21 protein-coding genes and 1 tRNA gene are annotated in these 21,794 nt (G+C 60.9%); 10 read left to right on the forward strand and 12 right to left on the reverse strand.

Annotation, left to right across the window (positions count from 1 at the left end):
• Positions 1-160: 160 nt before the first annotated feature.
• Entirely contained in the window at positions 161-928 is a 768-nt protein-coding gene (locus tag DOM27_RS16145) for an ABC transporter ATP-binding protein (RefSeq protein ID WP_110657507.1), read from the reverse strand.
• A 149-nt stretch (positions 929-1,077) separates the two neighbouring features.
• Here DOM27_RS16145 and DOM27_RS16150 point away from each other — a divergent pair, with 149 nt between their 5' ends.
• Entirely contained in the window at positions 1,078-2,325 is a 1,248-nt protein-coding gene (locus tag DOM27_RS16150; protein WP_188113738.1) for a hypothetical protein, read from the forward strand.
• Positions 2,322-2,789: a GNAT family N-acetyltransferase gene (locus DOM27_RS16155; RefSeq protein ID WP_110657509.1), complete on the forward strand. Its 468-nt coding sequence runs from the start codon at positions 2,322-2,324 to the stop codon at positions 2,787-2,789. The genes DOM27_RS16150 and DOM27_RS16155 overlap by 4 nt, the downstream gene beginning before the upstream one ends.
• Here DOM27_RS16155 and DOM27_RS16160 read toward each other — a convergent pair.
• The 4 genes from DOM27_RS16160 to DOM27_RS16175 all read right to left on the reverse strand — a co-directional run bounded on the left by DOM27_RS16160 (position 2,786) and on the right by DOM27_RS16175 (position 8,972).
• Positions 2,786-3,364 (reverse strand): RNA polymerase sigma factor, encoded by a 579-nt coding sequence (locus tag DOM27_RS16160; protein ID WP_245392764.1) that lies wholly within the window; start codon positions 3,362-3,364, stop codon positions 2,786-2,788. The genes DOM27_RS16155 and DOM27_RS16160 overlap by 4 nt on opposite strands.
• A gap of 100 nt (positions 3,365-3,464) precedes the next feature.
• A complete protein-coding gene (locus DOM27_RS16165; RefSeq protein WP_110657511.1) occupies positions 3,465-6,005 on the reverse strand; it encodes a GNAT family N-acetyltransferase in 2,541 nt (846 codons plus the stop codon).
• Positions 6,006-6,057: 52 nt separating this feature from the next.
• Positions 6,058-7,410 carry a lysine N(6)-hydroxylase/L-ornithine N(5)-oxygenase family protein gene (locus DOM27_RS16170; protein WP_110657513.1) on the reverse strand — a complete coding sequence of 451 codons (1,353 nt, stop codon included), beginning with the start codon at positions 7,408-7,410 and terminating at the stop codon, positions 6,058-6,060.
• On the reverse strand, positions 7,404-8,972 hold the full coding sequence (locus DOM27_RS16175; protein WP_280952153.1) for a pyridoxal phosphate-dependent decarboxylase family protein: 1,569 nt from the start codon (positions 8,970-8,972) through the stop codon (positions 7,404-7,406). Before DOM27_RS16175 ends, DOM27_RS16170 begins: the two co-directional genes overlap by 7 nt.
• Here DOM27_RS16175 and DOM27_RS16180 point away from each other — a divergent pair.
• A complete protein-coding gene (locus tag DOM27_RS16180; protein WP_110657515.1) occupies positions 8,971-9,153 on the forward strand; it encodes a hypothetical protein in 183 nt (60 codons plus the stop codon). The two genes, DOM27_RS16175 and DOM27_RS16180, sit on opposite strands and share 2 nt — an antisense overlap.
• Positions 9,154-9,196: 43 nt before the next feature.
• Here DOM27_RS16180 and DOM27_RS16185 read toward each other — a convergent pair whose 3' ends face one another.
• The 4 genes from DOM27_RS16185 to DOM27_RS16200 all read right to left on the reverse strand — a co-directional run bounded on the left by DOM27_RS16185 (position 9,197) and on the right by DOM27_RS16200 (position 13,933).
• Positions 9,197-11,356 carry a TonB-dependent siderophore receptor gene (locus DOM27_RS16185; RefSeq protein ID WP_110657517.1) on the reverse strand — a complete coding sequence of 720 codons (2,160 nt, stop codon included), beginning with the start codon at positions 11,354-11,356 and terminating at the stop codon, positions 9,197-9,199.
• Positions 11,357-11,601: 245 nt separating this feature from the next.
• The gene (lpxO, locus tag DOM27_RS16190) at positions 11,602-12,498 is read right to left on the reverse strand and encodes a lipid A hydroxylase LpxO (RefSeq protein WP_110657519.1); all 897 of its coding nucleotides are present in this window, start codon (positions 12,496-12,498) and stop codon (positions 11,602-11,604) included.
• Between the two features lie 79 nt (positions 12,499-12,577).
• On the reverse strand, positions 12,578-13,321 hold the full coding sequence (locus DOM27_RS16195) for a 4'-phosphopantetheinyl transferase family protein (protein ID WP_110657521.1): 744 nt from the start codon (positions 13,319-13,321) through the stop codon (positions 12,578-12,580).
• Between the two features lie 3 nt (positions 13,322-13,324).
• Positions 13,325-13,933, reverse strand: coding sequence for a hypothetical protein (locus DOM27_RS16200; protein WP_245392765.1), 609 nt, complete (start codon positions 13,931-13,933; stop codon positions 13,325-13,327).
• Positions 13,934-14,017: 84 nt separating this feature from the next.
• Between DOM27_RS16200 and DOM27_RS16205 the strand changes: the two genes are divergently transcribed.
• A tRNA-Ile gene (locus tag DOM27_RS16205) sits at positions 14,018-14,094 on the forward strand.
• Between the two features lie 138 nt (positions 14,095-14,232).
• Here the strand turns inward: DOM27_RS16205 and DOM27_RS16210 are convergent.
• Positions 14,233-14,778 (reverse strand): TetR/AcrR family transcriptional regulator, encoded by a 546-nt coding sequence (locus DOM27_RS16210; RefSeq protein WP_223162364.1) that lies wholly within the window; start codon positions 14,776-14,778, stop codon positions 14,233-14,235.
• Positions 14,779-14,917: 139 nt separating this feature from the next.
• On the opposite strand from DOM27_RS16210, the gene bdcA reads away from it, so the two are divergent.
• From bdcA to DOM27_RS16240, 6 genes are all read left to right on the forward strand, one after another.
• Entirely contained in the window at positions 14,918-15,628 is a 711-nt protein-coding gene (gene bdcA / locus DOM27_RS16215; protein WP_110657525.1) for an SDR family oxidoreductase, read from the forward strand.
• A gap of 21 nt (positions 15,629-15,649) precedes the next feature.
• Positions 15,650-15,967 carry an EthD family reductase gene (locus DOM27_RS16220; protein WP_110657527.1) on the forward strand — a complete coding sequence of 106 codons (318 nt, stop codon included), beginning with the start codon at positions 15,650-15,652 and terminating at the stop codon, positions 15,965-15,967.
• 224 nt (positions 15,968-16,191) lie between these two features.
• On the forward strand, positions 16,192-17,022 hold the full coding sequence (locus DOM27_RS16225) for an oxidoreductase (RefSeq protein ID WP_110657529.1): 831 nt from the start codon (positions 16,192-16,194) through the stop codon (positions 17,020-17,022).
• Between the two features lie 64 nt (positions 17,023-17,086).
• Entirely contained in the window at positions 17,087-17,941 is an 855-nt protein-coding gene (locus tag DOM27_RS16230) for an NAD(P)-dependent oxidoreductase (protein WP_110657531.1), read from the forward strand.
• 169 nt (positions 17,942-18,110) lie between these two features.
• A complete protein-coding gene (locus tag DOM27_RS16235) occupies positions 18,111-18,413 on the forward strand; it encodes an EthD family reductase (RefSeq protein ID WP_110657533.1) in 303 nt (100 codons plus the stop codon).
• A 280-nt stretch (positions 18,414-18,693) separates the two neighbouring features.
• Positions 18,694-19,437 carry a 3-oxoacyl-ACP reductase family protein gene (locus tag DOM27_RS16240; RefSeq protein WP_110657535.1) on the forward strand — a complete coding sequence of 248 codons (744 nt, stop codon included), beginning with the start codon at positions 18,694-18,696 and terminating at the stop codon, positions 19,435-19,437.
• Between the two features lie 451 nt (positions 19,438-19,888).
• Here DOM27_RS16240 and DOM27_RS16245 read toward each other — a convergent pair whose 3' ends face one another.
• Both DOM27_RS16245 and DOM27_RS16250 read right to left on the reverse strand, forming a co-directional pair.
• Positions 19,889-20,281 (reverse strand): Rid family hydrolase, encoded by a 393-nt coding sequence (locus tag DOM27_RS16245; protein WP_110657537.1) that lies wholly within the window; start codon positions 20,279-20,281, stop codon positions 19,889-19,891.
• Between the two features lie 42 nt (positions 20,282-20,323).
• Positions 20,324-21,781, reverse strand: coding sequence for an MFS transporter (locus DOM27_RS16250; RefSeq protein WP_110657539.1), 1,458 nt, complete (start codon positions 21,779-21,781; stop codon positions 20,324-20,326).
• Positions 21,782-21,794 lie beyond the last annotated feature (13 nt).

Consider the following 21,794-nt stretch of genomic DNA (forward strand, 5'->3'; position numbering starts at 1 on the left):
AAGCTCGCAGACAGGAGGCGAATCGGAAGGCAAAGCACGGCTGGCCGAGCGCACAAGGCCTTGCGCTAAAGGTTAGCATCCTGTCTATGGTAGCGAGCGTCCAGTGCTATCGCTTACCGGCAGGCCATATGTCGATCAGGGATAGGTGTCGGCGTCGCGGCTACTGCAGCACTGCGATGGGGCAGGCATCGGCGGGATGGTTCATGACTCGCATGGGGATGCCGTAGATGGCTTCCAGGTTGATATCGTTCATCATGCTGGCCGGTGCGCCCTCGGCGAGCAGCTTGCCACTGTGCAGCGCAACCAGATGATCGCAGTAGCGCGCCGCCATGTTGACGTCATGAAGCACGATGACCACGCCGAGGCCCAGCTCGCGACAGAGCTTGCGCACCAGCGCCAGCACTTCGACCTGATGGGCGATATCGAGTGCGGCCAGCGGCTCATCGAGCAGCAGATAGCGACTACCCTGAGCCAGCAACATCGCTAACCACACGCGTTGGCGCTCGCCGCCGGAGAGCGTATCGACCAGGCGGTCGGCGAAGGCTTCGGTATGGGTCAGGGCGATGGCCCGTTCGATCTGCTGGTGATCGTGACGGGTGAGGCGCCCCAGCAGGCCATGCCAGGGATAGCGGCCAAAGCCGATCAGCTCGCGGCAGGTGAGGTTTTCGGCGCTGGGAAGATGTTGCGGAAGATAGGCGACGTGACGGGCAAACTCGCGCGGTTTCCACTGTGATAGCGGCCGGCCATCGAGCTGGATGCCACCGTGGCTGACCGCCTGCTGCTGCGCGAGCAGCTTGAGCAGCGTCGACTTGCCGGAACCATTGTGTCCGATCAGACCGTAAATCTGGCCTTCACCGAAGGTGAAATCGATAGACGAGAGCAGCGTCTTGCCCGCGATCTCGAAGCTCGCCGATTGGACTTCGAACATGGCTGGGGCAACCTCGCGATGAGTGATAGGTCACAGATGGAAGGCAATCCTAATTCAAATACGAACGGTTATCAAAGACATCTGTCGTCGTTTATCGCCTGGCAGCGTCCATTGACTGCCGAATATCCCTCTCCCAGGAGCGCGAACCCATGAAAGTCTGGTTGTCGATATTGCTGTTTGCGCTCGTCGGTGCGGGCGTGCTCTCCGCCGTGGCCTCCCATGAACCCTTCGAGCCGCGCATGGTTCGACTGGAAACCCAGCGCGCGCTGCCGTCGCTTGCCGATGCGTTGGCCGACGAGTCGCCGGAGATCAATGCGGTCTTTATGAGCTACGCCGACGAGCCGGCGCTCTGGACCAGTGCCTGGTTGGCGATCCGCAATCATGGCGACCTGGCCCGCGAAGCGCTGCTCGATTACGGACTCGATCCGGAATTTCAGAAGGTGCTGGTGCGATTCGGCGCGGATGCGGTATTGCCGGTGATCTATTACCGCGATCACGACATTGCCATGCTGCGCGCTCAGCACTGGCTGGGAAGTCGCTATCGTCAGGCAAGCGAGCAGCTCGACCGGTGGTGGGGCGAGAACGATGAATCCGACGAGGCTGGCGATTCCCGGGGCGCGGCCGATCTGACCGAAAACCCGACCGAGAATCCGACTCAGGCGGAAAACGAAAAAGGCTCGGCGTCGACAGCGTTGACACCCGCCCGTCGCGGCCAAGTTGCCATCGCCATTCTCGACGCCAAGGGCCACGATTTCCTCAAGCAATTCGTCGTCGACCCCGATGGCGAGGTGCAATGGCTGCAGAGTGAGCGCGTCGTGAGCGACATCGGCGACTTCTTCACCAGTGGCCTGCGTGATCTGGAGAGCCAGTGGCGCCGCGGCGAAGCGATCGGCGTTACGGATATTGGCTGGGCCGGTGTCGATCTGCTGGTGATGACCAGCGCGATCAAGGTGCTGCGAGCCGGCCGGGCGGTGCGTGCCGGCGCCGCGGTCGAAGGGCAGGGGGTGCGGGCCGCCGGACGTGGCGTGCTGGCCGGCGGCGGGCGTTTCGTCAACCTGTCGAGAGCGGCCAAGGTCGCGGCGATCACCGGTACGGCCTACGTGGTCGTGCGTCATCCCAGTCTCGTCAGCGCGCTGGGCGCCAACGTCGGGCGGTGGTTGGGTTGGCCGATCTGGCTGAGTCAGCTGCTGATCTGGTTCGTGGTGCTGCTGCCGCTCTTGATCGTCGTTCGTTTCGTCTATCGCTGGTTGTTGGCGCCGCTGCTTTGGCTGTTGGTACCGTTACTGAAAGCGACCTCGAGAACGCCGCGATGGCTAACGAACGGGCAGCGGTCGCCTGGCGATGTCACTCTAGATGCGCTACCGAAAAGTTACGCGAGAACGGATCCCACGTTATGAAAGACGCCAGTCATGATGACAACGCTTATCGGCTGATTTTCGAGCCGCCCGACATCGAGACCTATATGCGGCTGCGCCGCGAGGCTGGCATGAAACCGCGCAGTGCTGCCGGCGCTGCGGTGGGTTTACCCAAGAGCCTGTTTGCCGTGCAGGTCGTTCACCAGGGCGAGAATGCGGGCGAACACGAGAGCGAAATCGTCGGCATGGGCCGCGTCGTCGGTGACGGCGGCTGCTTCTATCAGGTGGTGGACATCGCCGTGCACCCGGTGCATCAAGGGCGGGGCCTGGGCAAGCGGATCATGGGCGAGATTCGCGCCTATATCCTGCGCGAGGCACCGGAAAACGCCTTTGTCAGTCTGCTGGCGGATGGTGAGGCCCATCGGCTTTATGCCCAGTTTGGATTCTCCCCCACCTCGCCTCACGCCATCGGCATGGCGTGGTATCCCCACCCGAGCAACGATTAAACGTCAGGCCACGAGGCGATATCCAGGCTGTCGAGCTCAGCCTGACAACGCGTCATGGCCTGAGCGATATAGCGCCCAGCCATGCGTTCGGAAACGCCGAGCCGCTGGCCGATCTCGCGCTGGGTCAGCCCTTCCAATCGGTGCCAGATCAGCGCCTGACGAAGCCGTTCCGGCAGTTCGCCCAGCGTTCGCGTGAGTTGATGGACGCATTGCTGCTGGCAGGCATCGGTTTCCGGGCAGGCGCGCGGACAGACGAGAACCGGTTCCAGGGCATCGATGGCGATCAGATCCGGTACCTGGCGACGGCGGTGATCGATCAGCAGGTTACGGGCGATACGAAACAGGTAGGCGCGAGGATTATCGAGCATGCTTCGCGAGGGCGCATTGAACAGACGAAGATAGACCTCGTGGCACAGGTCCGCAGCTAGATCGCGAGAGTCCAATTGGCGGCTGAGAAAGCCCAGCAGCTCATGATGATGCTGACGATAGAGAGACTCGAAAGTGACTTCGCGCATGGTGGCGACCCGATGGCATCCCAGGAAAAGTGCCGCGATCATGGCAAAAATGAGAATCATTAGCAATAAGTCATGTTGGCAACAAGTCCTGTTGGCAACAATTCGTCGACCGGGCGCCTCACGGGCGCCCGGTGGTGAAGTGTTGTGTGTAACGGCTAACTTAGTTCGTCGTCGTCAGCGTCCCGGCCTTTACCCCGCCCTGGTTTTCACCGCCTTGGTTTTCAACGCCCTTCGTCGGCCGGTAGGCGGCGATGGGGTTGGCAAGCGAACCGGCGAACTGCAGGTTCTTGGACGGATCGGCGAGATCGATCATCTGGCGGTTGTCGCGAAGCTGCAGGCGATTGAGGCATGACAGCGTGAACTCGGGCGCGAACAGATCGAAGCGCGCGAACTTGTGGTCGAATTGCGGATGCCGCTGCTGATAATCGATCACGCAAGACGCGACCAACTGCCAGAAATCGTCCTCCTGGAGCTGGTTCGACGCCACCAGGATCTCGGCGAGGAAACGGAAGAAACAGTCGAACAGGTCGGTGAAGATCGACAGGATCTTGAGGTGTTCCGGCACCTCCACCGCGATACGCCGGGCCGCTTCCGGCAGCGACTGGCCGTTGTCGAAGATGCCGGTCTCCTCGCCGATATCCTTGAGGATCGCGCCGACCGGCGCGTGATCCTCGAGCTGCAGGATCAGGTTCTCGCCGTGGGGCATGAACACCAGGTCATGGGCGTAGAAGCAGTGCAGCAGCGGTGTCATGTAGGCCGCTAGATAGCGCTCGATCCAGCTGCGTGCGCCGATGCCTGAAGCGTCGATCAGTGCCGGAAGTAGAGTCTGGCCATCCGAATCGCGATGAAGCAGCGCGGCCATGGTCATCAGCCGCCGATTGGGGGCGATGCGCGTATAGGGGCTCTCCCGCCACAGGCACGCCAGCATTTTTTGGTACGGATGCTGTTTGTCCGTGGCAGCCTCGAAAGCGGCGTGGTGATAGCCCAGCGTGGCGACTTCACGCAGTACGCTGAATCCCTGCGCCTGCAGTTCCGGGTCGCTTGCGACCAAGTTCTCGACCCAGGCGTTGATGGCCGGCGTACCGCGCATGTAGTGGGGCGACAGCCCGCGCATGAAGCCCATGTTGAGGATCGACAGCGCGAACTTGACGTAGCGGCGCCGAGGCTGCGAGACATTGAACCAGGTGCGGATCGACTGCTGGGCGCGGTAATCGTCGTCTGCTTCGCCGAGCAGTATCAGACGCTGCTCGGCGACCTCGCCGGCAAAGGTGATCGCCAGTTTGTGGCGCCACTGCCACGGGTGAACCGGCATCAAGAAGTAGTCCACCGGATCGAGATCGAGCTCGCGAAGCCGAGCCTCGAAGCGCTGGCGAACCGGGGCGTCCAGCTCGTCGGCGATCAGCGTTTCGACATCGAGACCCTCGATGGCGCTGTACTCGGTGCAGTGGCGCGCGGCGGCCAGCCACAGCGGCCGAATCGCGGCGCCGGCTTCCGGCGCGTAGCGGTGATAGTCCTCCACATCGAAGCCGATCCTGCCACTATTGGCGACGAAACAGGGATGGCCCTCGCTCATCGCCGTCTCGAGAGTCTGGAAGTCGGCCAGCGCGAGTTCGCCGGCCGGCGGCACGTCACGGCCTAATTTGTAGGCCATGCCGGCCAGCGTACTGGCGATCTCTTCCAGGTAGGTCGGCAGATTGTCGGCGGCGATGTTCAGCCGCCCCCGGCATTCGAGCAGAAACTGCGCCATGTCCAGCGGTTGCGGCGCGCCGTCGCGGGTCTTGGCAAGCGTTTCCTTGTCGATCCACCAGTGATCCAGTGCCATTCGGCGCGCGCGGAATCGATAGCGGACGGCATCGCTATCGGTGGCGAGGCCGTAATTGGCCCAGCCATCCGCGCCGACATCGGTTTCTGCTATCGGCTGAAGCAATCGCTCATGGGCGAATTCGGCGATCGCCTTGCACAGCAGATCGCGATTTGCGCTGTGCCATCGATCGGGCCGCAGATGGGCGCTGGCTTCGGCCGTTGCCGTGTCGCGGCGCTGTGAGGCGTGCAGAGACTCGAACCGCTCGCGGGTGCAGAAGCCCAGGTGAGCGGTCTTCTCCGCCAGCCGGATCTCGCCCTCGTAGACGAATCCCGCCCGGCGGTTGAGCGGGTGGATCCTGTCGTTGGTGACGTCCGGTTCGACGACGATGCGGCGCGTCCCCGGATCGCTGAACAGGAATGCCACGATGGTATCGATCACGGCCTGACTGAAGCCGTGTATCGGCGAGGCCGCCGCCGCTTTCGGCGCGACCAGAAAGTGCATTCCGCGGTCGCCGGGCTGGACGACGTACTGCTCGCCGACCGGATCGTGGCGGGGATCGTAGCATTCGACCAGAAATGCCGGGCGGCCGTCGTGCAGGCCGATGAAGGCCTGGGCGTTTTCGCTCTGCGCCATTTCACGATAGAACGCCACGACCTGATCGCGGGTATCGCTGCTCATGCCCCAGAAACGGGCGGTCTCCCGGCTGACCCAGTCGAAGATGAGGTCAGTATCCTGGTCTAGATCGAGCGGGCGCAGGGTGAGGGTGCCGATGCCTGGCCAGTCGCGGCGAAAACGTACCTCGGGCGAATAGAGGCTGCTGGCCGGGGCCGTAGTTGTCGCGGGGGCTATCGCACTGGCTGTCGCGGCGGCGGTCAGCCGGCTCTGCGGTAGATTCATGAGTCTCTCCTGGCGGAAGTCGGGAATGGCGAATCGGGGCGCGCGGCGGCAGTCATGCCATGGCGCGCCGGGGCTGGAACACGCGCTCGTCGGGGGCACCGAAGTCCTGGAAGGTGAAGCCGCGCTCCACCGGATAGACCTCGCGTCCGACAAGCTCTCGGATGATGCAGGCGTTGCGGTAGCACGCCATGCCGAGATCCGGTGCGACCAGACCGTGGGTATGCAGCTCGGCGTTCTGGACGAAGATGTCGTCGTCGGTGCCGATGCCGTAATAGCGGCCCACCGCATAGCGTCCGTTGCCGTCACGGCGGATCCGGTCCTCGATCGGGGCGAGGAAGGCCGGTGTCTGCGCCGCGTAGCCGGTGGCCAGGATCACGCCCTCCGTCTGGTGTTCGAAGTGCCGATCCTGCTCGGTGTGGGTGAAGGTCAGGTCGAAGCGGCGATGGGCGGCATCGAAGCGGCAGTTCTCGAGCTGGGCGCAGGTCAGCAGATGGGTATCCACTTTGCCCTGCAGGCTCTTGGTGTAGAGGCGGTCGTAGATGGTGTTGATCAGCTCGAGATTGATGCCCTTGTAGAGCCCCTTCTGCTGGCGCATCAGCTCGTCCCGGGTCGCCTCGGGCAGGGCGTGGAAATAGTCGATGTAATCCGGCGAGGTCATTTCGAGGGTCAGCTTGCCGTACTCCAGCGGGAAGAAGCGCGGCGAGCGGGTGACCCAGCTCAGGGTATAGCCGTGGGTGTCGATCTCCTCGAGCAGGTCGAGATAGATCTCGGCGGCGCTCTGGCCGCTGCCGACGATGGTGATCGCCGACTTCGCCTGCAGCGCGGCCTTGTGATCGAGATAGCGGGAGGAGTGCACCACGCGCTCCGCCACCGGCTGGCAGCACGCCGGAATCATCGGCTCGTTGCCGGTGCCCAGTACCAGCCGGCGGGCACGATAGATGCAGTCGTTGTCCTGTAAATCGACCCCGTTGTTGGAATGATGAGAGCGGGTATCGCGGCAGCGGATGCGATAGCACTGCTCGGCGTCGTCGTAGGAGATGCTCTGGACATCGCGATTGAAGCGCAGCGACTCGAGCTGCGTGGTGACCCACTGGCAGTACCGGTTGTACTCGCTGCGCAGCAGGAAGAAGTTCTCGCGGATGTAGAAGTTGTAGAGTCGCCCCTGGGATTTCAGATAGTTGAGAAAGCTGAAGCGGCTGGTCGGGTCGGCCAGCGTGACCAGGTCGGCCATGAACGGCGTCTGCAGGGTGGCGTCCTCGAGCAGCAGACCGGGATGCCAGTCGAAGCTGGAACGACGCTCGAGAAACAGGCCGTCGAGATCGTCGATGGGATCGGTCAGGCTGGCAAGGCCGAGATTGAACGGCCCCAGGCCGACGGCGATGAAGTCGTAGATGCGGCTCAGCATGATGGCGTGCTCCAGACGATTGGCGGACGCGACGACGAGACCAGGGCTTCACCGACCTGGACGATGTCCGAGATCAGGGCCATCAGGTCCTCGACGCGGGTCATCGGGTTGAGCAGTGTGAACTTGAGGTAGAAACGTCCGTCGACCCGAGTGCCGGCAATGACCGCCTCGCCGCGTCGCGACAGCGTCTGACGGATTTGCTGATTGAGCGCGTCGAGATCGACTTCGTTGTCGACGCCGTCAGGGCGGTAACGAAACACCAGCGTGCTAAGCGCCGGCGCCATCAGCACCTCGATATCGTCGATGTCGCGCATGGATCGATAAGTGGCGCGCGCCACTTCGATGACGTCGTCGAGATAGCCGCCCAGGCGATCGGCGCCCATCGTGCGAAGGGTCATCCACAGTTTCAGCGCATCGAAGCGCCGGGTCGTCTGCAGGCTCTTGTTGACCAGATCCGGCGTGCCTTCCTCGGCCTGCTCGCGGGGGTTGAGATAGTCGGCGTGGTAGGTAACGTGTCGCAGCAGGCGGCGATCGCGAACCAGGCAGGCGCTGCAGCTCACTGGCTGGAAGAAGGTCTTGTGGTAATCGATGCTGACCGAGTCCGCCTGCTCGATCCCGGCGAGCCAGTGCCGGTGACGGCGCGAGAGCAATAACCCGCCGCCGTAGGCCGCATCCACATGCAGCCAGATGCCGCGCTGGCGGCAGAGTTCGGCCATGGTGGGGATCGGATCGATGCTGCCGAAGTCCGTGGTGCCCGCGGTGGCGACGATCGCGAACGGGAGCAACCCTTTGTCGTCGCACTCTTTCAGCGCGACCTGAAGCGCGTCGATATCCATGCGCTTATCGGTATCGCTGGGCACGGCGATCACGGCGTCGTAGCCCAACCCCAACAGCGCGGCCGCCTTCTGCACGCTGAAGTGGCTGACCTCGGAGGTGAGCACACGTAGCTGGCGGAAGTTCGTGGGGAGCCCGTGATGGCGATTGCCGGCGTGTCCGGGCATCGCTTCGCAGGCGCTGTCGCGGGCGATGCTCAACGCCATCAGGTTGGACTGGGTGCCGCCGCTGGTGAACACGCCGTCTGCATCCTCGCCGAGTCCGATGCGCGCCGCCGTCCAGTCGATCAGCTTCTGTTCGATCAGGGTCGCGCCGGCGCTCTGGTCCCAGGTTTCCACCGCCGTGTTGAGCGGCGTGGCGATCGCTTCGGCCAGGATCGACGGCAGCGTGATCGGGCAGTTGAGGTGCGCGACATAGCGTGGATGGTGGAAGTACACGGCATGATCGAGATAGAGCCGCTGGATTTCCTCGAGGCTGGCGTCGAGATCGTTCAGGGGCCGGTCGAGATCGATCGCTTCGAAGGCGGGCTGCAGTTCGTGCGGGGCGATGCCACTCGAAGGGCCCTGCGCCCGGCGCAGCGTGCGCTGGACCCGCTCCACGCATTGCTGCATGCCATCACGGTAGGCATCCAGCGACTGCTCGCCGAACAGCGTCAGGGTTTCAGGCGAACCTGGTGGACGGGCCCGATGCAAGGGGATGGGCGTGGCGAATTCCATGTCATGTGGCATGACGTTTCTCCTGATTGCCTTCCTGATGCCTTTGGCAGTCCGTTGGTTTGTGACGGACCTTTTTGCAGACAAAGGCGCGGCCAATGCGACGCTGGGAGCGCGCATGTCGAAAGAGAGCGAAACGATGAGTGATGCGGTGTCGATGAGTGCCGGCCGCGTCCTGCAGCCGGCGATCGATTAGCTTTGGGGCACGCTAGAACGCGCCGTGCTAGAACGGGTTCGCGCTAGAACTGATAGGAAACGGTGGCGGTGACATTCCGCTCCGCCCCGAAATAGCAGTATTCGAGCGAGTTACACGAGGCGACGTACTCCTTGTCGAGCAGGTTGCCTACGTTGACCCGGGCGTTGACGCCTTTTAGCCCGACCTGGCTCAGGTCGTAGCCCACGGCGGCATCCACCAGGGTGTAGTCGGGGACTTTCTCGGTATTGGCCCGGTCGGCGTAGATATCGCCGTAGTACCGTACGCCGACGCCAACATCGAGCCCGTCGAGTGCGCCGTTGTCGAAGGCTCCGTTCTTGAAGGAATAGTGACCCCAGAGACTGGCCTGATGGCGCGGTGCATAGATGGCGTGGTTACCCTGCTCGCCGGGCACGTCGCTTTTTTCGTAGGTGATGTCGGTATAGCTGTAGCCGGCCTGCAACCGGAAGTTGTCGGTCAGGTAGGTGCGCGCCTGTAGCTCGACGCCCTGAGACTGGATCTCGCCGACGGAGCGATAGTCGTCGGTGGGCTGCTCCTTGGTCGCGACGTTTTCCTGGTTGATCCGGAACAGCGACAAGGTGTAGAGATCGCGGCTTTCCGGCGGCTGATACTTGAGCCCGGTCTCCCACTGTTCGCCTTCCATCGGTTCCAGTAGATCGCCGTTACCGTCGACGAAGCTGGTCGGGGTGAAGGCGGTGTTGTAGCTCAAGTAGGGCGCGATCCCGTTATCGAAGCGATAGAGCACACCGGCGCGGCCGCTGAACTGGGTGTCGTCGAGGGTGCTTTCAGTATCGTTCAGATGGTCGGTGTTCTTGATATCGACCCAGTCGTAGCGGCCGCCGAGGGTGAGGCGCCAGCGATCGATCTCCATCTGATCCTGCAGATAGATGCCGGTCTGGGTGAGTTCATGGCGCTCGTCGTTGGTGACCCCAATCTCTCCGATCGGGCCGGCGCCGTAGCTGGGGTTGAAGGCGTCGATGCTGGGGAATGCGCCGGCGGTCCATTCCACATCGTTCTTGCGCTTCTGATAGTCCACGCCGACCAGCACGGTGTGATCGATGAAGCCACTCTTGAGCTTCGCTTCCACCTGGTTGTCGACGGTCCAGGCGTCGAGGGATTCGCGGCCGCCGGAGTAATAGCGGTTCAGTTCGTTGGAGTCCGGCGACACCCAGCCGTAGCCGTAGACCTGATTCAGCTCGACGTCCGAGTTCAGGTAGCGCAGCTTCTGGCGGGCGGTAACGTTGTCGCTGAAGCGGTGCTCGAGGTCATAGCCGAACATGCGCTGCGTACGCTCGAACTTGTCGTAGTCGTCTTCACCGTCGAAGAAATCATTGCTGATGTGGCGGCCGTTATGGCTGCTGACGGCTCCCTCATAGGGCACGCCGGAGTGGTAACCGCCTTCCGGATCCTTTTGCAGGTAGGCCATGAAGGTGACGGACGTGTCATCGGTTGCGTCCCAGGTGATCGACGGCGCGATGGCGTAGCGCTCTTCCTCGATTGGCCCGAACTGGGTATCGCTCTTGCTGCCGATCCCGACCAGGCGATAAGCGACGCGGCTCTCGTCGTCCAGCGGCCCGGAAAAGTCGAACGCGGCGCTGCGCTGGCTGTTGGTACCGGTGCTGAAACGCAGCTCGTTGCGATCCTCGAACAGCGGCTTCTTGCTGGTCAACGCAACCAGGCCGCCGGGTGACGAGCGGCCGTAGAGCACCGACGCCGGCCCTTTGACGATTTCGACGTTATCCAGAAACCACGGGTCGATCACCATCGAGCTGTAGCCGTTGGCGTCGCCCATCACCTTGAGTCCGTCGAGATAGGTGTTGCTCAGGCTGCCGTCGGAGAAGCCCCGCATGACCAGGTAATCGTAGCGGTTCGAGGCCCCGACCTGATTGTTGTAGACCCCGGGCGTGTACTGGGCGGCTTCGCGCAGCGTGCGCACGCCACGTTCGTCCATTTCCTCGCGATCGACATTGGAGACGGTCTGCGGGGTTTCGACGACGGGGGTCTCGGTCTTGGTGGCGGCAGACTGCCCGGTCACCGTGACCGTATCGAGGGAGGTTCCGCTGGCCGCCGTGCCGGCGGGTACCGAGGTGGATACCGTATCGTCACCCGTCTGCTGAGCCCAGACTGGAAACGACAGGCAAGCGCAGGCCAGTGCACTTACCGGGTAACGCAGAACATGATGCATGAATGACAGACTCCCCTTGAATGAAACTCGTTCTTATCCATGGATATTGCACAGGAGAAGACGCAGGGGAGCCGAATTTCTGAACCGAAATGACAATTATTTTCAATAACTAGGCCCGGAAGCTACAACCGCGGCCGAGGGGCGGCGGTGAGTTGCCGGAGCGGAAAGTGGAGCGAGGAAAGGGGAACGGGGGAATGAAAGTGGAGAGGGAAAGCGGCGGACCATGAGCTGCCCGCCGGATTCGTCTACCAGGCAATGATCGCGATGATGACCAACGCGAATAGTGCCCACTTGATCGCGTAGTAGAGTGGCTTGTTGCGCTTTTTCAGCGCCTTGCCCTGACGGCGCACGGCATAGATGTATTTGAACGCTCGGTTGAGGCCGCCGGTATGGTCGTTTTCGTCGTTGGGCGAACTGGCCGCCGCCATGACCGTACGGCCAAAGAAATAGTTGAGGCTGCGCGCCCAGCCATACTTCATCGGCCGTTCGATGTCGCAGAACAGAATAATGCGATTCTGATCCGACCCGTTCTCGGCACGATGTAGATAGGTCTCGTCGAACATCACTGCCTCGCCGTCGCGCCAGCTGTACTTCTCACCATCGACATCGATATAGCAGCGGTCGTCGTTGGGCGTGATCAAGCCCAGGTGGTAGCGAAGCGAGCCGGCGTAAGGATCGCGATGCAACGTCAAGTGGCTGCCTGCCGGAAGCTCGGCGAACATCGCCGCCTTGACGTTGGGGATGCCGGCCAGTAGCCGGGTGGTCTGCGGGCAGAGCTGCTCGGCCGAGGCATGGCTTTCGCCGTACCACTTCAGATAGAAACGTTTCCAGCCGCGGCGGAAGAACGAATTGAAACCGGCGTCGTCGTAGCGCGACGAGGCCTTGATATGATCCTGCAGCGCCATCGCTTCATCGCGGATCGTCTCCCAGTTGCCGGTCAGTCGTTCGAGTTCCGGATAACTCGCCAGATCGTGGTAGGGCCGGTCCTTGTCACGGCCGAACAGCGTCATCAGTGCGTTGATCGGCGCCATGAAAGTGGAATGGTCGGAGGCCTGACGCAGCGGCTTGTGGCGTACGCGACCGCGGTAGTGTGTGTAAAGCACACTAGCCAGAAAAAGCAGTATGAGAATCCATTTGATCATTGGGGAAACGTTCCAGGGGCTAGCCAGTCGCGATCGCGGTCGATGCAATCGCATGTCGCGCAAATGATTTGCTGGCTTACTATTTTCCCTGAATCATGATCAGCGTCAACAGATATTCATCGATTGTCGTAACGTGACCGGATAGACGGCTACCCGCCGGCCACTGTGACGACAACGTCTTGAGCAGTTCGATGGTGACCGAGCCCTCGCGAGCGTCCCAGGCGATCAGTCGGGCGTTCGGAAAGTAGAAGCGCCGACGAACCAGCGGATAGAGCGCCTTGAACAGGCTCTCCTTGAGCGAGAACACCAGCGTCACGAATTCCCCCTGTCTTTCGGCGGGTAATCGTTCGAACCAGGCCTGTTCCGATCCCACCAGAATCTGAGGGGCCAGCCGTTGTGCCCGCTCGGCGCTCATCACCACCTCGGCATCCAGCCCGACGCCGTGAAAGTCCGGGCGCCTGGCGACGACCGCTGCTGCCAGACCTCGGCTATGGGTGATCGAGCCGACGGTATCGGCTGGCCAGCCGGGAAGCTGTTCGGCGTCCTGCGCAGGTGTCGATGGCGAGCCCGTCAGCGCACCGATGGCGTGCCGAGCTGCAAGGCGCCCACCCACGAACTCCGCCCGCCGTTTGGCGGCGGCGGTTTTCAGGCGCTCGGGCGTCGGGAGATCCCAGGCATCGAGATCGGTTTCACATAAGGCGTGGGTGTCGAAGCGAAGGGCGCTAAAGCAGGCCTCGGGAAATGCGAGTTGCCAGGGCCACTCGCTCTTGGGCGAGTGGCAGCCGAATGGCAACGTTTCGAACGGCGGTCCGACTTCAGACATCGATCAACGATCGACCAGCACGGCGTTGAGCTCCACTGGCACCTCATCGCCGATCTGCTGATAACCCATCAGCGACAGAATCGAACGCACGTTCTGATTCTGCATCAGCGCCTTGCCATCGAGCGATACCGGCTCGGCATTGCGCGCGCGCACCACATCCTCCGACTCGCGGGTGAAACGCACCGGCAGCTTCTCCTGACGCTGTTCGCCGTTCGAATCCGTGCGCAGGGTCAGTATCTCGACCGTCGACTGGCCCACCTTCAATGAATTGATTCGCTCCGGCGGCAGTTGCGTGACCACCGTCACCAGCGTGGTGTTGGTCAACGATGACATCCACGGAGGCAGGTCGCCCAGCCGATCGAGCACGTCCGTCTGATTGAGCCTCACGGGCAGCTTTAGCGTGCCGTCCGAGCTGATCTGGCCTTCCATGCGGCGCAGCGAGTGCTCGTGGGTAATCGACTCGCCGTCGCTGGTGATCTCCGTCACCGTCGCCGTGACTCGAGACTGATTGGGGTCGAGCTGCCACGCGGCCTGGGTCAGGCCGCAGAATGTCACCAGGCCCGCAGCCAAGCCGATGCCGGCAATCCGGCGAATGATCGTGTTCGATGACATCGTGTCCTCCCTGGACGTTCATACCGTTCAACAGCGGCTGGCCTGTGCCGGCCGCTTTGGTTATCATACGGCTCCCGCGTTTCAGGGCCTATAGCTCAGTTGGTTAGAGCAGGGGACTCATAATCCCTTGGTCGTAGGTTCAAGTCCTACTGGGCCCACCATCCTCGAAGTCTCCCCATTGATAAGCAGTCCTTCGGCCAGGTAGCTGCCAGCTCGATGTTAGCCGCTCGACATGATCCCGAACCTGTCGAACGCCTAGGTTATGACCTCAACAATGAGATGAAGGTGCATACCCGCCATCAATCCGCATCCAATCGTGCCTTCAGGCCTGCGACGGCAGTGCGTGCTACACCGAGTAACCGGGATTCGTCCATGCCTTCTCGCGCACTGGCTGAAAGCCCGGACATCGTGCTGGCCACGAAGTCGGTAACCGCCGATGCGCGCTCTGGATGGGTGCGGGCGATAAATTCGCGAAGTCGATAACGGCGCTGATTTGCCACCCGGCGTGCGTGAATGACGCTGGCGTCTCCGTCATTGCCTCGGGCGGCTTCGAGAACAAGGCATCCCCGCTGTTCCGGATCTCGCACATAGGTTCTTGCGGCGCTCTCCAGCAATTCCGCCAGTGCATCCGCCGGCGCCCGGCCGGGTAGCAGGATCTCGTCCAGCGCGAGGGCCGATTGTGCGTAGCGCTCGATGACCTGTGCGAAAAACTCGGACTTGCTACCAAACGCCTTGTAGAAACTGGGCGGCTTCACACCGAGTGCGTCGGTCAGTGCCGCCAACCCCACAGTTTCATAACTGCCAGCATGAAATAGACGCTGGCCCGTATCCAGTGCGGTTTCCATGTCGAAGCCACGGGGACGGCCCCGGGACCTCGGCGCTGGTTCGGTATTTTCTTTAGTGTTCACTATAAAAATCCTTGCGCATGCATTCCGCCTAATTTTATAGTGATTGCTATCAAATTTGCTACCCGAGGTGCTTCTCATGAGTTTCGTAGACAAGCGTGTTCTGGTCGTTGGGGGAAGCCGTGGTATTGGCGCCGCCATCGTGGCTCTCTTTGCCGAGAGCGGGGCGCGGGTGAGTTTTACCTACTCGGGCTCGCAGGAAGCGGCGCAAAGCCTGGCGACAAAGACGGGGGCGACAGCGGTTCACACTGATGCGGCTGACCGCGACGCGATGATGGTGACCGTGCGTGAGACGGGACCTCTGGACATCATGATATTCAACGCCGGCGTACTGGTAGCGGGTGACCCTCTGACGCTGGATCCGGATGCGGTCGATCACCTGATCGACGTCAATGTGCGAGCGCCGTACCACGCCTCAGTGGAGGCAGCACGGGCCATGAAGGAGGGCGGGCGCATCATCGTGATCGGGTCGGTCAACGGCGACCGGATGCCGTTTCCGGGACTGGCGGCCTATGCGCTGAGCAAGTCGGCGCTACAGGGTATGGCACGCGGACTGGCTCGGGATTTTGGGCCGCGCGGCATCACTATCAATATCGTGCAGCCGGGGCCGACGGATACCGACATGAACCCCGCCGACGGCGAACTTGCCGAGCAGATGCACAGCGTCATGGCGATCAAGCGTCACGGCACCGCCCAGGACGTGGCCCATCTGACCGCCTATCTGGCCGGGCCGCACGCTAGCGGCATCACCGGTGCCATGCACACGATCGATGGCGGCTTCGGCGCCTGAGCCGTGAATGATCGGCAAGGAGTGTCTGCAAGAGAGACCGCCGTCACGGTCTATGTGAACTATCAGGGGGCAATCGGGAGCCGTTTCGACCGCACCTATTACGTTGGCCAGCATCTGCCGCTGGTGATGCAGGCTTGGCAGCAGTACGGGCTGGAGAGCGTCAGTGCCTTTTTTCCTGCCGTCGAGCAGCCGGGGACGATCGCGATCTGCGAGTGCCGCTTTCGTGACGAGGCGGCGATGCAGGCCGCCTTCGCCTCTCCGGAAGTGCCAGGAGTCATGGCGGATGTCGTGAGTTTCACCGATATCGAGCCGCAACGAGCCCGAGCCATCACTCTCTGAAGGAAACGTGTATGAGCAAGCCCGAAGCAGCGCCGGTCTATGCGCCCTGGGAAAACCACCCCCGCGCGTACCGTCCGGCGCGGACATTTTGGCTGCCTGGCGACCGTGTGAGCTTGGTCGGTAATACCTATCAGTCCGATCTCATGTCGGGGATCGGGCGGCCGTAACTCCAGCCGCTATGAACGGACTGCACCGATTTTGCATAAGACATTGAGGAGAGTGCCATGAACAAGACTTGGCTCATCACCGGTTGTTCCAGCGGTCTCGGGAAGCATGTTGCTGAGGCTGCCGCCGCGCGAGGCGATAACGTCGTCGCCACCGCCCGCAACCCGGACACGCTACGCGATCTCGCCGATCGCTTTCCTGATCATGTGCGGGCCGTTCGGCTCGATGTTACCGAGCCGGGCTCGGTGGCTGCCGCCATTGCGCTTTCGGAGCATGAATTCGGTGGGCTCGATGTGCTGGTCAACAACGCGGGGTATGGCTTCATCGGCGCGGTCGAAGAGGCGGAACCGGAAGAGTACCGACCCATGTTCGAGGTGAACGTGTTCGGTTTGATCGAGACGACACGGATGGCGCTGCCGGTTCTGCGTCGGAGAGCCGGGGCGCGCATCGTCAACCTGTCGTCGGGCGCAGGACTCTCTGGTGGCGCGGGTTCCGGTTACTACAGCGCTACCAAATTTGCGGTGGAGGGGTTCTCGGAAGCGCTGGCCAAGGAAGTCGGACCGTTGGGCGTTCAAGTGATCATCGTGGAGCCAGGTCCGTTTCGTACCGAGTTTCTGGGACGATCCATCGCGACGGCTGCGAGGGAGATCGATGTCTATGCCGAGACGGCGGGCCAGCGGCGTGCCTATCGAGATAGCAATGATGGTAAGCAGGCTGGAGACCCCGAGAAAGCCACGGCGGTGATAATGCAGGCCGTCGATGCCAGGCATCCGCCACTCCATCTGCCGCTGGGGCCGATCGCCTACGGGATTGCCGAGCGCAAGTTCGATGCTTTCCGCGCTGATATGGAAGCCTGGCGGGAGACTGCGTTTCATACCGATTTCGACTGAGCGGCTTCTTCGACATCAGTAGAGAGGCTGGTGACGAAAACCTTCAGACAACAGGAGTGGGGCAATGGACATTGGTGTTATTGGATTAGGGGCGATGGGACGCGCCATGGCGAGCAATCTCGTTGCGGCCGGGCACACGGTCAAGGCCTGGAATCGTTCCGGTGGCGAGCTCGATGGCGTGACCATGGTGGCTTCACCGCAGGAGGCGTTCCAGGGGGACGCGGTGCTGACCATGCTCCCCGACGATGCGGCGATTCGGGAGTCACTGCTGGAGGGCGGTGTCCTGGAACATGCCGCAGCAGGCACCGTGCATATCGTGGCCTCGACCATCTCGTTGGCATTTTCGCACGAGCTGGTGGCCCTGCATGCCAACGCCGGGGTGGATTACGTCGCGGCGCCGGTGCTGGGCAGGCCGGATGTTGCCGCCAAGGGTGAACTCAACATTCTGGCCGGGGGAAGAGCCACGGCGGTTGATCGGGTGCAACCGGTGTTCGAGGCCATTGGCAAAAAGGTATGGCTCATGGGCGACCGGCCACCCGCTGCCAACGCGGCCAAGATCGCTTGCAACATGATGATCGCCATGGCGATCGAGGCGATGGCGGAAGCGGTCTCGCTGACCGAGGGCAACGGCCTGGAGCGTGAACGCTTCTTCGAGTTGATCCTGGGCACGTTGTTCGGCAGTCGCTCCTATCAGGTCTACTCGGCCAATATCGCGAATGACGACTATGAGCCGGGATTCAAGGCGACGTTGGGCCTCAAGGACTTGCGCCTGGCTACTGAGGCCGCCGAGCAAACCGAAGGTTCGCTACCGATGCTGGCAGCGGTCTATCAAAGGATGGCCGAAACGGTCGATGCCGGTCTCGGTGATCGCGACTGGTCGGTGATGGCGGACTATACGATCCAGTCCGCGAAGAGCTGAATCGATATCGACACCGCTGGAGCCTGATAGGTCGTGGCACGGGCTAAATCACTTACTGGAAAGCAGGGTAGGCGGTCTGTGGCAAAATCTGCACTGGTTCACTTTTGGCCTTCGTCATGCTCTTCGCGAGATCGCTGGACGGCTTAAAACTAAATTGGAAACGATACTCATGACCAAGATGATGGTTGTTTGTGTTGGTGACGAAAATACAAGATTCGATCGTGAATATTACGCTACCCAGCATCTCGCGCTGGCGATGAAGTGCTGGGGACAATATGGCCTCGAGGCTGCGGAAGCGTTCTATCCCGCTGGCAACGGGGATGGCTGGCTTTCCATCGGAGTATATCGCTTTCGGGAAACCAACGATATTGATGTGGCACTGGCCTCGCCGGAAACCGAGCTAGTCATGGCTGATGTCAAGAAATTCACGGACGCGACAGTCGTGATGAGAAGCCTTTTTACTCCGCTGTGACCCTTTTCCACTCGCTAGTCGAGAAAGGTGGGTTGTTGCCTTTCCGGTTTATCTCCCCCCGCTGGGTATCCAGCCATGCCCTGTTGTTCTTAGACCACCGGACCTGAGATTGAACATGGCCTTAAGTGATTTCAAATGATAAGCAGGTTTGCCCGTGAGTCTGGGCATTTCATGATTATCGCGTGGGATAAAAGTGATAGGGCGGTGCCAATAAAGCGATTTGTGTTAGACGAATAAGTTTGACTACAGCCCACTAGGGCCATGCATAGGAAGTCATGAAATGACCAACTCTTTGAAGAACAAGGTGGCGATCGTCACTGGTGGTTCCCGCGGTATCGGGGCCGCTATTGTTCGCCGTTTGGCTGCAGATGGTGCGACAGTGGTGCTGACTTACCATTCCTCTCCCGGCAAGGCCGAGACATTGGTCTCGGAAGTTCAGGCATGGGGCGGGAAGGCGAAGGCGATCCAAGCTGACGCAGGTAATCCGGATCAGGTCAGAGCAGCGGTCAATGACGTGTTCGAAGCCTTCGGCAAGATCGATATTCTAGTGAACAATGCTGGCATTCTCGTTCTGGGGAATCCCGGAGAAGTAACATCCGAGGATTATCAGAGAATGCTGGCTGTCAACGTCACTGGTATGGTCGCTGCCACCGAGGAAGCGTTGAAGCATATGGGGCAAGGCGGACGTATTGTTCATATTGGTAGTAATGTCACTCAATATGTCGGGTTTGGTACTATTTCACTTTACACCCTGACCAAGGGCGCCGTATCTGGCTACACGAGAGGGTTGGTGCGTGATCTGGGGCCGCGCGGCATCACTGTCAACACGGTCCAACCTGGCCCAGTGGAAACTGACATGAATCCTATAGATGGCCCTGTGGCCGAGGTAATGCTTCCCCGGTTGGCTGTTGGGCGCTATGGCCAGGGTAAAGACATTGCCGGCGCAGTGGCTTACCTGGTGAGTCACGAGGCGGACTTCGTCACGGGCGCCGAGTTGTTGGTGGATGGCGGTTTTTCCGCCTAGTCCATGATGAGAGGCTGCCTCGTGAGATTTAGCCTCTCATTTTTGTACAAATGGCCCTGCAGCCTGGTCATTGGGCTAGTAATGATCCCTCCTATTGGATCTCTCCCGCACCTTGTCTGGCCGGCGAATTCCAGACGTCGAGGCTGATCGGCCAGCGACCATCGACTTTCTCCCAAGTGAATACGTTCTTGACGGATCGTACCGTTAGATGTTCGGCGGCATCTCTTGACTCACGCGTTCGATGAACAGCTTGCATTACTGCATGATGTTTTCAGTCATATTTTGTATGGATCATTATTTTTGTTCATGATTCAATCAGGTGTTAAAATTGTTGTTTAGGAATACTGCTAAGTTAGCATTAACGCGTCCCATGGAAAATGAACGCGTTGAATTATACTGCCATGCTGAGGCTACGCGGACGCTGGCGGAAAAGCGATTCGAATTACAACGTTCATCGATGTACTGCGACACATTTAATTTCTACAAGCAGGCCTGGTTTAGCAAGTTCGTGAACTCCTATACAAGTCCAGGTGCAAGTGTTCCTAGGGAACACGTTATCCTTCACTTTCCGAAACAGTGGAAGAGTTCGTTGCAAATCGATGTGGTAGGTCGTCAGATCAACGACGTCTCCAAATGAGCAACCTCCGGTTTCCAGGACAAGGCGAACATTTCTCCAAGCGGCCAGGAACTGCAGTTCCGGGTCTTCGACGACAGATAGGTCGGGCGTCCGTCCGACTTGTCCTGCGCAATACAATGTTTGGCCCACCTTCACCGCCGGTGCATAGCCCGTTTGTTCGAACAGTAATTTCATGTCATCGGGAATGACGATCTGACGATCTTCCATAAAGGGCACACTCGAATCTAATGGCGAAAAGATGGCTTACCGCTATGTGCCAGATACCCGGCCATTGGCCGAAGGCGAGATGCTTGGGCGCCGGACGAGAGTGATGCTCAAACCCGACCCGACGGCGAGACACAAAGCGATGCATAGCATGGATACAGCGAAAGCGTGAGTAATGGTAGCCGGATCAGCCCGAAGGCCCAGAAGGGAATAAAAAATTCCACCAATTATCGCGACACTCAGTGCGGCGCTGACTTGCAGCGTAGACGTGGCGATGCCTGCGATCATGCCTGAAAATGCCGGTGCGACTCGGCTCGTCACCATCCGCATCAAGGTGGGCAGCGCAAGCCCCTGACCAAATCCAATCGTGAAGAGCAGGCCCGCGAGCGGCACGAATGCCAACGGCATGCCCAGCGGGGACGTGGTGACCAGCCAGACCAGGCAAAGGAAACCGACGGCTTCAAGCGCCATGCCAATGGCATTGACGTAGACGCCAACGACGCGCCTGCCCAGTGGGGCCGCCAGCGGTCCCAGCAGAAATCCCGCCCCGAACGGCAGGAAGATCAGGCCCGCACTGAGGGCATTCAGATGCAAGGCGCCCTGCAGAAACACCGAGAAGAGAAGGAAGAACGCGGCGATCGTGTAGAACAACAGCGCGATCAATAGTGCTCGTCCCAGGCCCGGCGCTTTTAGCGCGGGAGGATACAGCAGTGGAGCGCGCCCCGTATTGGCGAGCCTGCTTTCATAACGCCAGAAGTACCACGCCAACGGCGGCACTGCGCCGAGTGATAGCCAGGACCACAGGGGCCACCCCGCCTCACGTCCTTCGATGAGCGGTATGATCAGCGCGCCGAGGGTAGCCATCGACAGTACTGTACCGCCGATGTCCAATCTGCGGGCGTGCCGGAGATGCGTATCCTTGAGGAGAGGGAGCCCGAACAGCGCCACCAGAATTGCCAGCGGCAGATTGATCAGGAAGATCGCCCGCCAACCCAGCCCTAGCAGGTCCAGCGAAATCAAGATGCCCCCGAGGGCCTGTCCGATGGTGGCGGCCAGGCCGAACACCGCGCCATAGAGGCTGAGTGCCAGCGGCTTCTCTGTTTCTGGAAAGATCACCTGAATCGAAGCCAGGGCTTGCGGTGCCATGATGGCCGCCGTTACGCCCTGCAGGATGCGCCCGATGATGAGAGCCCAGGGTGACCATGCGATACCGCATAGCGCCGAGGCGACCGCAAAGCCGATCAATCCGCAAAGGAATACTCTGCCGCGCCCAAACAGATCGCCCAGGCGGCCGCCGGTAATTAGCGTCACGGCATAAACCGCGGCATAAGCCGAAATGACCAGTTGCTGGGACGAAGGCGAGGCACCCAGGTCCTCGCGAATCGAGGGAAGTGCGACATTGACGATGAAGAAATCGAGCGGCGGCAGAAAGGTGCCGACAAGCAGGATCGCAAACACCGCCCAACGGTGCGGTGCAGGAGGAGACTTGGTATCAAGCGACATGAGATAGCCCTTT

Source organism: Salinicola halimionae, from assembly GCF_003206065.1.
Classification (GTDB): domain Bacteria; phylum Pseudomonadota; class Gammaproteobacteria; order Pseudomonadales; family Halomonadaceae; genus Salinicola; species Salinicola halimionae.

What these genes read in the sequence shown, in the direction of transcription:
- DOM27_RS16145 (WP_110657507.1), bottom strand. Translation starts at nt 928, where the DNA reads ATGTTCGAAGTCCAATCGGCGAGCTTCGAGATCGCGGGCAAGACGCTG.
- DOM27_RS16150 (WP_188113738.1), top strand. Translation starts at nt 1,078, where the DNA reads ATGAAAGTCTGGTTGTCGATATTGCTGTTTGCGCTCGTCGGTGCGGGC.
- DOM27_RS16155 (WP_110657509.1), top strand. Translation starts at nt 2,322, where the DNA reads ATGAAAGACGCCAGTCATGATGACAACGCTTATCGGCTGATTTTCGAG.
- DOM27_RS16160 (WP_245392764.1), bottom strand. Translation starts at nt 3,364, where the DNA reads ATGATTCTCATTTTTGCCATGATCGCGGCACTTTTCCTGGGATGCCAT.
- DOM27_RS16165 (WP_110657511.1), bottom strand. Translation starts at nt 6,005, where the DNA reads ATGAATCTACCGCAGAGCCGGCTGACCGCCGCCGCGACAGCCAGTGCG.
- DOM27_RS16170 (WP_110657513.1), bottom strand. Translation starts at nt 7,410, where the DNA reads ATGCTGAGCCGCATCTACGACTTCATCGCCGTCGGCCTGGGGCCGTTC.
- DOM27_RS16180 (WP_110657515.1), top strand. Translation starts at nt 8,971, where the DNA reads ATGACGTTTCTCCTGATTGCCTTCCTGATGCCTTTGGCAGTCCGTTGG.
- DOM27_RS16175 (WP_280952153.1), bottom strand. Translation starts at nt 8,972, where the DNA reads ATGCCACATGACATGGAATTCGCCACGCCCATCCCCTTGCATCGGGCC.
- DOM27_RS16185 (WP_110657517.1), bottom strand. Translation starts at nt 11,356, where the DNA reads ATGCATCATGTTCTGCGTTACCCGGTAAGTGCACTGGCCTGCGCTTGC.
- lpxO (WP_110657519.1), bottom strand. Translation starts at nt 12,498, where the DNA reads ATGATCAAATGGATTCTCATACTGCTTTTTCTGGCTAGTGTGCTTTAC.
- DOM27_RS16195 (WP_110657521.1), bottom strand. Translation starts at nt 13,321, where the DNA reads ATGTCTGAAGTCGGACCGCCGTTCGAAACGTTGCCATTCGGCTGCCAC.
- DOM27_RS16200 (WP_245392765.1), bottom strand. Translation starts at nt 13,933, where the DNA reads ATGTCATCGAACACGATCATTCGCCGGATTGCCGGCATCGGCTTGGCT.
- DOM27_RS16210 (WP_223162364.1), bottom strand. Translation starts at nt 14,778, where the DNA reads ATGGAAACCGCACTGGATACGGGCCAGCGTCTATTTCATGCTGGCAGT.
- bdcA (WP_110657525.1), top strand. Translation starts at nt 14,918, where the DNA reads ATGAGTTTCGTAGACAAGCGTGTTCTGGTCGTTGGGGGAAGCCGTGGT.
- DOM27_RS16225 (WP_110657529.1), top strand. Translation starts at nt 16,192, where the DNA reads ATGAACAAGACTTGGCTCATCACCGGTTGTTCCAGCGGTCTCGGGAAG.
- DOM27_RS16230 (WP_110657531.1), top strand. Translation starts at nt 17,087, where the DNA reads ATGGACATTGGTGTTATTGGATTAGGGGCGATGGGACGCGCCATGGCG.
- DOM27_RS16235 (WP_110657533.1), top strand. Translation starts at nt 18,111, where the DNA reads ATGACCAAGATGATGGTTGTTTGTGTTGGTGACGAAAATACAAGATTC.
- DOM27_RS16240 (WP_110657535.1), top strand. Translation starts at nt 18,694, where the DNA reads ATGACCAACTCTTTGAAGAACAAGGTGGCGATCGTCACTGGTGGTTCC.
- DOM27_RS16245 (WP_110657537.1), bottom strand. Translation starts at nt 20,281, where the DNA reads ATGGAAGATCGTCAGATCGTCATTCCCGATGACATGAAATTACTGTTC.
- DOM27_RS16250 (WP_110657539.1), bottom strand. Translation starts at nt 21,781, where the DNA reads ATGTCGCTTGATACCAAGTCTCCTCCTGCACCGCACCGTTGGGCGGTG.